This window comes from Lacrimispora struthionigena (assembly GCF_048627165.1).
Taxonomy (GTDB): domain Bacteria; phylum Bacillota; class Clostridia; order Lachnospirales; family Lachnospiraceae; genus Lacrimispora.
The window spans coordinates 1000854-1013153 of the sequence record NZ_JBMBWP010000002.1; the positions used below are offsets into that span (position 1 = coordinate 1000854).

Consider the following 12300-nt stretch of genomic DNA (forward strand, 5'->3'; position numbering starts at 1 on the left):
TTTGCCCATTTAAGTATGGAGTTCATGTTTGTTATTACCTTTCCTCGTTTAGAAATACTATATTTCTTTTATAATAAGCCAGAAAATATATCCCGTCAAGTGTTTTGGGAATTTTAGCAGATATGGATTATTATAGGAAAGCCTAAGGGGAGGTCCTGATCTGTTGTAGGGAGATGTAACCTGGGCACAGCATGTCAAGCATACATACGTACCCATGATTGTAAAAGAGTTGCAAACTCTCTTGAACATCTATGCTCTAAGTTATCAAAATAATTATAAGAACAAGTACCAGAATATAATTGAGAAAAAGATTTTACAGCTTCAGCAGGACAGATATTATCTTTTCCACCTGCAGTTAGTAATACAGGACAATTTAATCTATTAACATGAGAGATGGTATCTACAAATCCCAAAGCTTGCCAGCCACCATCTATATTATCAATTGAACAAAGTGGTTCGTAATTATAAGTAATAGCTCCCACACACTTTGCCATAGGCAAATTAGTAAGGAAAGGTACATCTGCCGCTACACATCTTACTCCCTTATTTTTAAAAATGGAACCTAATAACAAAGAGCAGCCTCCGCCTTGACTTGTTCCAAAAAATGAAACTCTATTCTCTATTACTTCACTTTGCTCCATTGCCCACTTTATTGCCAAAATACAGTTAACAAGCCATAGTTTATATCCTTTTTCGGCATGGCTTGTTATTGTGTCAGCCAATACAGGCCATGTATGATCCCGTTGTTTGCTTTCATCTGGTCCATTTGGTGTGGCATATCCCAGTGGTGATATGTGAAGAACATTATATCCTTGTGACACAAGTTCTGGGTGAGTGCTGATTTCTGCACTATATCCAGGAGTATGGATCAGTAATGGTGCTGGTCCGGACATTGCTGGTTGCCAGTACCCATAAAACTCATCCATACCTTCTGGTTTGAATTTTACATATGTAAACTCATTTTTTACATGTCTGATTCCAAAACTAAAGGAAAATCCATTATCAGAAAGAATTTCAACATCACATTTTATTGAATTAGCCATTTTCCATATTGACTCTACCCATTTATCTACATCTTCAGATATTGGATATTTCTTAAATTCATTTAATTCTGAATACATCGTATATCTCTCCTTATTTCATTACTTTGCAATATTCAATCTATCACTTTCAGATTCATAATCTCTTAGAATATGAAGCGCATTTTTATTAAGGACGCCATATAAAACTGCAGCTTCAACCTGAGGATAGATATATTCTGCGTACGGTAGCATAATCCTGATTAATCTATAATCAAGTTCACCTTTAAGAATTTTTTGAAAAATAATAGAAATTGAATTGCTGTCAAGAAACGGAATTAATCGCTCAAGCAAATTTTCATTGATTGTGTCATACATTGCGTTTTCCAGCAGTTTAACAACTGCATCATCATTTATGTATTCCGCAAGCGATACAATGCTTGAAATATCGATTCCATGTTTTGCAAGACCTTTAGCCATTTTGTCAAGCAGACTTGGCTTTAACAATGGTGCAATATTAACAATGTCAGTTATGCATTGCTTATCCAATTCACAACATAAATCCTGCCCTTCCAGTGCACTTTCAAGAATGGCGACTTCCTTTTCAGTTGGATTGCCAGAGCTTATAAGTTCATCAAGAGTGATGTCGAAAACATTTGCAACTTCAATTAAAATAGATATATCGGGGAAACTATCTCCGCATTCATATTTTGATATTGCCTGACGTGTCAGGTTGAGTTGTTCCGCAAGTTCCGATTGTGTCATGTCTGCTTTCTTACGAAGCCTTGATATATATGCACCAAATTTTTTTATATCAAACATAAAAGATACCTCCTTTTATTCAGAATATCGTGAATGCAAAGGCAAATCAAGCAAAGGATAGTTGCTATTTATTATAAATACGGTACCGCTTCTGTGGCTTTATCAATAAAGGCGGCTATTTTACTTGGACTTTCCTTCATACCACTATTGACCCACTTTTCTATTATGGCTATACTGCCATATGCGGTAAATGTATACCAATCATCGAATAACTTTTGATCTATCTGTTTTGCTTCATTCTTCCATTTTTCAATATTAAAATCATGGCTGATATAAAGAATACGTTTTAATAAATCTTTATTCTCATTCTCTGAGAATAATACTTTGCAAATATTGCAATTTGCTTTTATATACTTGCAAATTTCATATGATAGTTTTCCAGAACCTTCCAGGTTCATAGTACGCCCCACTACCTGTCTGATATCTTCATATAACTCATCTTCAATACTTGATAAAAGCTCAAACTGATTTGCATAATGTGAGTAAAAAGTATTGCGGTTTATATCCGCTTTCCTGCATATATTTGTCACTGTAACTTTGCTGATAGGACGTTCTCTCATAAGTTCCAGTAAACTGTTTTTTATGACCATCCTTGTATATCTTACCCGTTGGTCCGCTTTTTCGTATGCCATAATATTCTCCTTAAATAAATCAGTAAACGAACAATAATTATAAAATTTGTAAGATATCGAACGCTTTGTTATTGTACTGACCGTTGATTAAGTAACACTGTATCAGTATAATATAATTGAACGTTCAACTCAAATATAATTTTAGCTGGAGGTAAAACAATGGGAAATATAACAATAGTTCCTGTATGGATAATTCAAGATATTTTAGTTTTAATTATTGCCACTTTAATGATTTTTTATATAATAGATAACGAAGAGCGCCCAAAGGTTGTGTTAATGCAATTTGTATGCTTTGTCTTTTTTTACGCCTCAGCCTTTGAAAATGTTGCTGTTTTTATGGGATCTATAGGAAAAGAAGGTTTTTACTCCTATGGGCGCAGTATCCTGATGATATTCAATGTCCCATTAACTGTTCCAATTATCGAGTTTCTAATCGTTTACTCAACGTTACGTGTTTTAAAAACCATAAATATACCGTCATGGACTAAACCATTCATTGCAGGACTTAGTGCTATGATTTTTGACTTTTCACTGGATCCGGTCGCAGTAAAACAGATTTTTCAAACTTCGGAAGGAATCATTGGCAGATGGAGTTATTACCCGCTCCCTGGGGAACCTGTCATATATGGGGAACCCGTAATGAATTTTACTGGATGGATCTATATAGCAGGATACTGGACTGCATTTATTTTAATCGGTGAATGGTTGCATAAAAAGAGTGGTTATAGTAAGCTGATTGGTTATATCTATCCGGTTTTGGCTTCCATTCTTTCTCTGGTATGTTTGGTTTCACCTATATCCAATTTCTTTAATTTTATGGGACCATTTTTCACCAGAACTTCTGATATGCAATGGGTGATGTTGATTGCTCTTTCAATAATTTCAGTAGGGATTTTGGTTTTAGCCTTAGTCAAGTACTGGGATGGCAGGTTTGTTGGCTCCTTAGATTACAGAAAGGATTTTCCTATCATGTTTACTTTCCTGGGTTTTCCTTTCGTTAATACCCTGTTTTGTATTATTGGTGGATACATGGAAATATTGTGGCTTGTTGTTCTGGCAGAATTGTTATTATTACTAGGCTGGATTGGAATTTATATTTTGAATAAAAAGTATGTAAACTAACCCCCTTTAACCATCAATAAGCCCTGGGCACAGCCCAGGGCTTATAATTTATAACATCAAATCAGGCACATCTTTCACTAGATGAGACCAGTGCTAAGCAGCACTCTCTTTTTTCTATACTGAGAGATACCAGTATACGCCGTACTTATCAACAACATCAGCACAGCAGGAACTCCATGGAAGGGACCCCAACTCTAATAGCACCGTTCCATCCTCCGATAACATCTCATATGCCCTTTTTACTTCTTCTTCACTCTCAAAGTTAATACCATAGCTCATAGTTGGGCGAGATCCTTCTAATGATGATGTGAGCATGATATTAACAAAGTTATCATTATGTGATTCACTGACAGCAAATATCTCTTGTCCGTTTCTAAGTAATGACGCATGCATAAATGTGCCATCCGGAAATTTCTCATGGTATCCCAAGGTTAGTCCAAATGCTTCTGTGTAAAGTGCTACAGCTTCAATGGTATTTTTTATATATAAGGTTGCTCCTAGTTTCATCCTGTACACCCCTTCAGTAATCAGATATATTTGTACAAGTTTATAAATCAAACCAATAAAAAGGTCTCTTTTTAAACAATTGAAAACCACACTTCTCTGCAATAACCTGCGACTTAACATTTGATTCAACGCAATCCCATTGCACAATGCATCCGATACGAGAACAAGCATTCACAAATTCAGCAGTAAGTGCGGTTGCAATTCCTTTATTTCTATGGTCTTCTAAAACTTCAATATCAACATCAATTATGTTTAAAAATCTTGCGGAACCAAAAATAATACCAACAATTTTTACCCCTTGAAGTGCAACAAAGCATTTACTATATTTTAAGTAATCCTCGTAGCAGTGCCATGAATTATGTAAACGTTCAAAGAGCATATCTTCATTTTCATAATTCTCTCTTTTTTCCAAAAAACTTCTATCTACTTCTAAAATTTTATACGATGGCAAAGTATAACTATAATTACATTTATCTAATTTCCTATATGAATATTCTTCTTCTGAATATAGTTTCTTATCTGAAAAAATATCCAACATTGCTACGCGTAATTCAACATCCTCTGTAGAAAATTCGAATTCAAAGATATTCTTTTTCTTTAATGAAGAAAACACTGTTTCAAAGAATATTCTTGCCTGTTTCTTTTTTTCATCAGGAATTCTACCAACAACTCCACAGCCCCCCACACAATAAGAGTACATTATATCCAAGGTCAGAAGTTCATCCTTAAAAGACCATGTTTCGCCTTTGCATATGCCGGCTAAAATACTATACATGCTAGGATTTTTATCATCTATCACAATTTGATTACCGTCATTCATTCTACATGCTCTCCACATATTCTAGTTTATATTATTGTACTTCTTTTCTTTTACTTTACCATATAAAGGATATAACGTACATAACTGTTTTCCAAATACCGGAGTGTATTCAATTGGCGCATCAACTGCTACCGTTATGCCGCCAGTATACTTTTCACCGGTAGAGGTCAAGATCCATTCACCGGCAGGGAGATATACGTCTCTCTTGAATTCATTTAGATGAAGAATCGGCGCTACAAGATATTTGTCACCAAACATATACTGATCCTGAAGTTCCCAACATTTTTCATCTTCCGGAAATTCATAGAACATAGTACGAATCAAGGGTGAGCCATTCCTATGAGCTTCTTCATAAAGTTTTTTGATATATTCATGCATACTGATACGGATATCGTAGTATTTCTTCATAATCTTATAATTATCTTCTCCATAACTCCAAAGCTCATTTGGCTGGCCTGTATGAAGGTAGCCGCCACCCCAGTCTCTGTTATCCAGCGGTGGAATGTTATAAGGGCCTCTGTCCCCGTGCATACGCAATACGGCTGAATATACAGCGAACTGATACCAACGTATCAGGAGATTTCTGAAATCAGGATCATTAACATCCTCTGTCATAAAACCGCCGATATCTGTCGTCCACCAGGGAATGCCTGCAAGTCCCATGTTCAGTCCGCACTGTAACTGGTCTGCAAAGGCCTCAAAAGTACTTGGCACGTCACCGGACCAAACCACATTGCCGTACTTTTGGGAGCCGGCCCATGCACAACGAAGCAGATTTACAACAGGCTTATTTTCCTTACTCATTTCGTCATAGAATAAACGGCTGTACATCTGCGGATACATATTACTGATACTAAGTGCAGGTCCATCACAATATCTGTAATTTTCAAAATCATATACACCATAATCCGGTTCGGAGTTATCCAGCCAGAAAGCATCAATACCAAAATCGTAGTAATTTTTCTTGCACACTTCCCATACATACCTACGTGTCTCGGGATTGAAAGGGTCTATTTCCACACAGTCTCCCTGATAATCATAGGTTTGAGCGGCCCCACGCTCTGTCTTAATCAGAAGTCCTCTCTCCATCATCGGACCAAAGTTTTCACTCTTGCGGTCCACAGAAGGCCATACAGATACGATAACCTTGATACCCATAGCATGAAGTTCATCTACCATAGCCTTAGGATTGGGCCAGTACTTCGTATCGAATTTCCAATCCCCCTGTACGGTCCAATGGAAAAAGTCAATGACAATCTGGTCAATCTTTATGCCTTCCTTCTGATACTGCCTGGCAACTGTAAGAACCTCATCCTGGGTTCTATAGCGCAGCTTGCATTGCCAAAGCCCCATCAGATCTTCCGGAAACATATCCGCATGGCCGGTAACTGCGGTATAGTTTGCCAGAATCTGCTTCGGTGTATCTGCTACAGTGATCCAGTAATCCATCTCCTTTGTAGAGCTGGCAATCCACTCGGTATAGTTCTTACCAAAGGTTACACGGCCAACAGCCGGATTGTTCCAAAGGAAGCCATAGCCTAAGGAAGATACAGCAAACGGAACCGAGATCTGGGAATTACGCTGTGCCAGTTCCAGGACACAGCCCTTTAAGTCCATATCATTTTGCTGATATTGGCCCATACCAAAGATTTTTTCACCTTTATTACTTTCAAATTTTACATTTAAGGAATAATCGGTTCCACCAATAATTCCCTTCCACTGGCGGTTAATCACCTTTAAGCAACGGCTCTCTTTGGAAATGGTTCCGTCATACATACGGAAATATTCACGAAGGAACAGCTTGTCGTCTTTATAAAAAGAAATGATGCCCACAAAATTCACAGCTACTTTAATATGACCATTGGTAATGGAAGCAAATTCCCTCTGATCGATCGTTCCATCTCCTACCCAATGATTTTCCTTTTCAATTTTTACACTGCTATGTACAGTCTCAGTATTTTCTGTCAATGCCCAGTTATTTCCATTAAACTTGCCAAGCATGGTGGTACGTATTCTGACAGAATCCATACCCCAGGCTTCAATTCGCCCCATTTCCCCATTATGGTAAAATACCAATGCCCCATTATCATCTAAAAATTTCATAGTACACCCTCCTGCAGATCAATTGATTTCTGGGATTACAATGATATAATACTCTATAGATGATTACATTTCTTCTGAAATACTACCTAATTTTGATACTATTCAACTACTTATTAAACCAGTACCGCAGGCAAGCCTGCGATATGCACGGGGTATAAATATGAAGTATAAAATTAAAGCATCTCAAGGTAATAAAGAACAGCGCCAGCACAGTTCGTCACTGATTCCCTACAGTATTTATGATTGCCTTATACCGGATTTTTTTCCTAACGTACCCATGCACTGGCACAACGAATTTGAAATTGATTATGTATTGCAAGGAAAGGGGGATTTTATCTGTGGAGACAAACACTTTTCTGTAAACTGCGGGGATGTGGTTATGATTTCTCCCAATATGCTGCATGCCGCCTATCCTTCTTCCAATATAAATCTGCATTATATTGCCTTTGTATTTCATGCCAGTATGCTTGGGCTGGAAAGCAATGATCGCAGCAGTACCCATTGTATACGACCGCTAATTACTGGACAACTGCAGGTAAATATGAAATATGACTTAAGCCACCCGGATTACTCGGTGATCCGTTCCCTGACAGAGTCCCTCATAAGTTGTGCAAACAAAAGCAATCCTTATGATGATCTTTTACTAAAAAGTAATTTATTGCAGCTTTACTGGTATTTCGAAAAAAAAGAAAATCTATCTTCCTCCCGGGATGATAACATGAGTTATTCCGCTCTAATCCGTCCCGCTCTGGAGTATATGACCTATTACTATATGAACTCCATTACGATTAATGAGCTCGCAGCTCAATGTGCTATTAGTTCAAGTCACTTCATGAACTCCTTTAAAAAAGCGGTTGGCTGCAGTGCAATTGAATTTCTGACCCATCTAAGGATTAAAGCTGCATGCACAGCACTTACAGAAACAGAAGATGACATATCAACAATCTCCTACAACTGCGGCTTTAACAACCTTTCTAATTTTAATAAGCAATTCAAGCAACTTACAGGATGTTCGCCTCGGGAATACCGTAAACGATAAAATTCCTCACCACACTTTTCACAAGCCCTAATTATACAAGAGCTCCACCGCCATCTACGATTATGAACTGGCCTTGTACATAACTGGAACTATCACTGGAAAGATAGAGAACTGTACCATTTAATTCCCCTTTTCTTCCCGGACGTCCTGCCGGATTCAATGTATTATATTGGTTGAGAAAATTCTCCGACTTAAATAAAGTTTCACTCGTCATTTCACTTTCAAAAAGAGCCGGTCCAATAGCATTCACAGTAATACCATATTTGGCATAAGAAGCTGCCATACCTCTTGTTAATCCAACCACCGCAGCTTTGGAAGAATTATAGGAATGTCTGATAAATACATCTAATTTATCTGCAACAACTGCATTTACGGATGCAATATTAACAATTTTACCATAACCTCTTTCCTTCATCTGTGGAAGTACATATTTGCTTGCTAAAAAGATTCCCTTCACATTCGTATCAAAGGATTTATCCCAATCTTCCACAGACATGCTGTCTACGCCGCCACCAACAGCAACTCCTGCATTATTTAACAAAATGTCTATGTACCCGAAGGTATCAAGCACAGATTGCATTGCTGTTTTTACACTTTCCTCATTTGCAACATCGCATCCAACGGCGATTGCCTTTCTGCCTGTTTTCTCAATTTCTGCTTTTACTACGTTTAATTTTTCAATTCGTCTTGCCAGTAATGCAACGTCCGCTCCTGCTTTTGCATAGGCTAATGCCGCATCTGCACCAAGACCTGAACTTGCTCCTGTTACTACAGCTACTTTTCCAGTTAAGTCAAAAAATTTTTCCATTTTAATTCATCCTTTCTTTTTCTATTCTAATATTTTGACTAAATTTATATTATGTAATAACAGACCTTTCTATGAATAAGCAAGGCGAAGAATAAGCTCTCCGCCTCGTTTACCAGTTACTCCCACCAATGTTTTATTTTTGCGATGCCAACATCCCATACTTTAGCGTTTCCAGTGACTATAATTTTCATTTCTTTTAATTCTGCATGATAAACTTTTCGTGTACCTTTAATTATAGCCACCTTACGGCGGCCATTAGAGCCTTTTCAAATGTTCATCAAACAATTCTTTGTTTAATAATATTGGTGTTATGGGTTCGCCATAAAAATCTTCTGTTTCTCCAATAACTTTACATCCAAATTTTAATAACATATTTACAGTTGCTTCTCTTGCTTCAATATATAACTCATCTGTATATTGTCTAAAAATTTCTTTTAATGATTGAATAGCCATTTTTTGACCGATACCTAAACCTCTCAGTCTTTTATCAATAGCAAATCTTCCCCATTTCCATTTATCTTTTTCTTTCCATGTTGCGACAACCCCAATAATATCTCCACCTACTCTTGCACACCACCAGATTGGTTTTAAATTAGCATCAATTGCAATTGATTCTGCCGGAATCCCCTGCTCATTAGCAAACACTTCTGTTGCTAATTTTATTGAATCCTCCATATAATTTTCTGTGATTTTTTCAATCAAAATTCTAGAATCATTCTTTCTAAGATTGTTTTTTAATGCAAGAATACGAAATACTCTAAATGCTCTAACAATATTGTCTGCGTCCTGGCTATCTCCTAAATCTAAAATTTCATTTATAAATATATTTGCTTTATGATCCCCATCATTAATAGTTGTCAGACCTAATGGTAAAAGGCAAATATCTTTCATTCTCTTATCATCTTCGGACTTTTTTAATTCTAAATATTTCTTTGCTTCCAAATTACTAACTATTCTACTAAGTGAAGCCTTATCAATACCCAGGTTTATCAACAATTCATTAAAAGGAGTCTTTCCGTTTTGCCTTAGGTAATTTAATATATGTGCTTGTGCAAGTGTCAAGCCTGAATTAAAGCAATTGTGATTTAATAAACCTAATTCCCTCACAATTAATCTTATCTCGCTTCTAATCATTTCCTCTTTATTCATACCACGCCTCCGAATTGATTGATATTATCAACCATATTATCTCATTCTTATTTTTTTGTCAAGGCGACTTACAAAAATGGGTATGCTCCTAGAAAGGGATGTTAAGATTATCAGATTGTAGGGGTGTCAAGGTAGCAGTTTCATTTAGCTTTACAATGGGCTTGAAACTCATGCAACCCAAAGCACATCGGGCAAGCAGTTCTGCAGCGATTGCACTCTACAGTATCAAAGCCACGTTTTGTCTTACCATAACTGTTCATTCGACACATTTTCTGCTCAACTCCACTTTCGTTGATTGCCCCTACCGGACAGTTTCGGATACATAAATCACAATGTTCAAGGCATATTCCGGAAGCAAATTCATCGGATTCTATTTCCAGATTGGTCAAAACACATCCGATAACCAGGCGGTTCCCATACTCACTGTTGAGCAGAAGCGTACTCTTGCCAAACGTACCGATTCCGGAAAGATATGCAACGTGCTTCATTGACAGCAAGCCACGACCTTCCATTTTTTCTTCATCCCAATAGTCATAAGGTCCATCACTGGGTAACGGCACTCCCAGTCCGTGATATGTATTTTCTAAAACAACTGCAGTATGATAAGCAATACTATCGACTTGTGGACAAGCAAAATTGTTAAAGTAGGAATATATCAGTCTGGAATCAGCTACATATATTCCTTTGGGAAGGGCTATTCCAAAAGCAACCACACTTTTGCAATCCGGAAATATGTCACATGGATGAAATCCTTTGGGTGCTCCCACAAATCGCTCTATTCCTGCAAATCCACAAAGATTCGCTCCTAAGCCGAGAACTTTTTCCCTCAATTCCTCTTTCATAGCAGTTACCCCCTATTTCCTCTTGCATCCATATCGGTCTTTTTGATCAAAATACGTCATATCGGCATATCCTGCAAATATCTTGCCTGAGTGCCTGACTCCTTTTGGAATAAAATATCGGTCGCCTTTCACGTACAAACGTTTCTCCCCATTGATTACCAACTCTATTTTACCCTCAAGAACGACACCCCATTGGCTTTCGTGCTCATGTTCTGGTAAGTCAGCATCTTGAGAAAATGCCATAAAAATGATTTGATGATTATCCGCCTGTGACAGGTAAGCCTTCACACCTTTTATCGGAATATCTGCCTCGGTCAGACTCAAGACCGGTTCTGGAAAAATATCTGCGTTCATATTTGCTCCTTAAACTCGAATTCAGTTAGACACTGGAATTATTTATTGCGCCTGCTGTATGTTTATGTTACTATACATTTATCAATCTGTAAAACTATACATTTCTATTATAATTATCGATTATTTCGATCGTTAAAGAAGGGAGTAAATTGTTGTGGATTTAAAGCAGCTGAAGACTTTTGTTGTTCTCTCAAAAAATAAAAACTATACCAAAACAGCCGATGAGCTGGGCTACGCACAATCCAGTATCTCTGCACAAATTCAGCAATTGGAGCAGGAACTGAACACAAAACTCCTTGATCGTATTGGAAAGAGGATTTTTCTTACCGCCAACGGAGAAATGTTATTGCCATGTGCAATAGAAATGTTGGCTCTTGCTTCAAATATCAAAGATAGAATCGACAGTAGCCTTTCATCTAGTGGACAGCTCATTATCGGGGTCTCTGAATCACTTTGTATTTTTAAGCTACCGGAAATCGTAGACATATTTAAAAAATCCCATCCGAACATTCTACTTCAGTTAAAACTAATTGAAAACGATCAGGTCGTGCAGCAGTTGACCGATAACACAATCGATATCGCTTTAACGATAGGAAACCCCATCGAGCATCCATCAATAACTTCTTTATTGAAAAAGCGGGAGGAAATACTGGTCCTTTCCGCACCAACACATCCGTTAGCATCAAAAAATGTGCTGGATATAAAGGATTTTACCGATCAAAGGTTGATACTGACAGGCTTAGGCTGCAATTACCGTACAGCGTTTGAATATGATTTAAAATCACATGGGATTCCTTATCAAATTGTTTTGGAAGCAGGAAGTGTTCAGGCAATAAAAGAAATGGCCGCGAGTGGTCTGGGCCTGTGTGTACTTCCTAATCTGGCGGTCAGGAAAGAACTATCCGCTAATTTATTAGGCGCTCTTCCGTATAAAAATGATTACAAAATATACATTCAGCTCTTCTGCCATAATTCAAAATGGATATCACCCTATTTAGTGGACTTTATTGAACTTGTTAAAAAATCAATTTAACGAAAATCAATGTTGAGATACACACAGCCTTGACAGACAGTGTTAGTTTA

Annotated in this window: 13 protein-coding genes; 3 read left to right on the forward strand and 10 right to left on the reverse strand. The window is 37.4% G+C overall.

Annotated features, from left to right (window positions below; genetic code table 11):
• Window positions 1-194: 194 nt before the first annotated feature.
• From ACOAOT_RS13640 to ACOAOT_RS13650, 3 genes are all read right to left on the reverse strand, one after another.
• On the reverse strand, window positions 195-1121 hold the full coding sequence (locus ACOAOT_RS13640) for an acetylxylan esterase (RefSeq protein ID WP_420217494.1): 927 nt from the start codon (window positions 1119-1121) through the stop codon (window positions 195-197).
• A 21-nt stretch (window positions 1122-1142) separates the two neighbouring features.
• On the reverse strand, window positions 1143-1841 hold the full coding sequence (locus ACOAOT_RS13645; protein WP_420217495.1) for a helix-turn-helix domain-containing protein: 699 nt from the start codon (window positions 1839-1841) through the stop codon (window positions 1143-1145).
• A 71-nt stretch (window positions 1842-1912) separates the two neighbouring features.
• Complete coding sequence (locus ACOAOT_RS13650) at window positions 1913-2473, reverse strand: TetR/AcrR family transcriptional regulator (protein ID WP_420217496.1); 561 nt, start codon at window positions 2471-2473, stop codon at window positions 1913-1915.
• A gap of 159 nt (window positions 2474-2632) precedes the next feature.
• Between ACOAOT_RS13650 and ACOAOT_RS13655 the strand changes: the two genes are divergently transcribed.
• Window positions 2633-3595, forward strand: coding sequence for a carotenoid biosynthesis protein (locus tag ACOAOT_RS13655; protein WP_420217497.1), 963 nt, complete (start codon window positions 2633-2635; stop codon window positions 3593-3595).
• A 114-nt stretch (window positions 3596-3709) separates the two neighbouring features.
• Here ACOAOT_RS13655 and ACOAOT_RS13660 read toward each other — a convergent pair whose 3' ends face one another.
• Genes ACOAOT_RS13660 through ACOAOT_RS13670 form a run of 3 tightly spaced genes read right to left on the reverse strand, consistent with a single transcriptional unit; the run spans window position 3710 to window position 7025 of the window.
• Window positions 3710-4102: a VOC family protein gene (locus ACOAOT_RS13660; protein ID WP_420217498.1), complete on the reverse strand. Its 393-nt coding sequence runs from the start codon at window positions 4100-4102 to the stop codon at window positions 3710-3712.
• Window positions 4103-4142: 40 nt separating this feature from the next.
• Window positions 4143-4922 carry a GNAT family N-acetyltransferase gene (locus tag ACOAOT_RS13665; RefSeq protein WP_420217499.1) on the reverse strand — a complete coding sequence of 260 codons (780 nt, stop codon included), beginning with the start codon at window positions 4920-4922 and terminating at the stop codon, window positions 4143-4145.
• 21 nt (window positions 4923-4943) lie between these two features.
• The gene (locus ACOAOT_RS13670; RefSeq protein ID WP_420217500.1) at window positions 4944-7025 is read right to left on the reverse strand and encodes a glycoside hydrolase family 31 protein; all 2082 of its coding nucleotides are present in this window, start codon (window positions 7023-7025) and stop codon (window positions 4944-4946) included.
• 160 nt (window positions 7026-7185) lie between these two features.
• On the opposite strand from ACOAOT_RS13670, the gene ACOAOT_RS13675 reads away from it, so the two are divergent.
• A complete protein-coding gene (locus ACOAOT_RS13675; RefSeq protein ID WP_420217501.1) occupies window positions 7186-8064 on the forward strand; it encodes an AraC family transcriptional regulator in 879 nt (292 codons plus the stop codon).
• A gap of 31 nt (window positions 8065-8095) precedes the next feature.
• Here the strand turns inward: ACOAOT_RS13675 and ACOAOT_RS13680 are convergent, their stop codons facing one another.
• From ACOAOT_RS13680 to ACOAOT_RS13695, 4 genes are all read right to left on the reverse strand, one after another.
• Entirely contained in the window at window positions 8096-8872 is a 777-nt protein-coding gene (locus ACOAOT_RS13680; RefSeq protein WP_420217502.1) for an SDR family NAD(P)-dependent oxidoreductase, read from the reverse strand.
• A gap of 255 nt (window positions 8873-9127) precedes the next feature.
• Window positions 9128-10021 carry a GNAT family N-acetyltransferase gene (locus ACOAOT_RS13685; protein ID WP_420217503.1) on the reverse strand — a complete coding sequence of 298 codons (894 nt, stop codon included), beginning with the start codon at window positions 10019-10021 and terminating at the stop codon, window positions 9128-9130.
• A gap of 140 nt (window positions 10022-10161) precedes the next feature.
• Window positions 10162-10863 carry an epoxyqueuosine reductase gene (locus ACOAOT_RS13690; protein WP_420217504.1) on the reverse strand — a complete coding sequence of 234 codons (702 nt, stop codon included), beginning with the start codon at window positions 10861-10863 and terminating at the stop codon, window positions 10162-10164.
• 12 nt (window positions 10864-10875) lie between these two features.
• Window positions 10876-11217: a cupin domain-containing protein gene (locus tag ACOAOT_RS13695; RefSeq protein WP_420217505.1), complete on the reverse strand. Its 342-nt coding sequence runs from the start codon at window positions 11215-11217 to the stop codon at window positions 10876-10878.
• A gap of 154 nt (window positions 11218-11371) precedes the next feature.
• Between ACOAOT_RS13695 and ACOAOT_RS13700 the strand changes: the two genes are divergently transcribed.
• The gene (locus ACOAOT_RS13700) at window positions 11372-12250 is read left to right on the forward strand and encodes a LysR family transcriptional regulator (protein WP_420217506.1); all 879 of its coding nucleotides are present in this window, start codon (window positions 11372-11374) and stop codon (window positions 12248-12250) included.
• Window positions 12251-12300 lie beyond the last annotated feature (50 nt).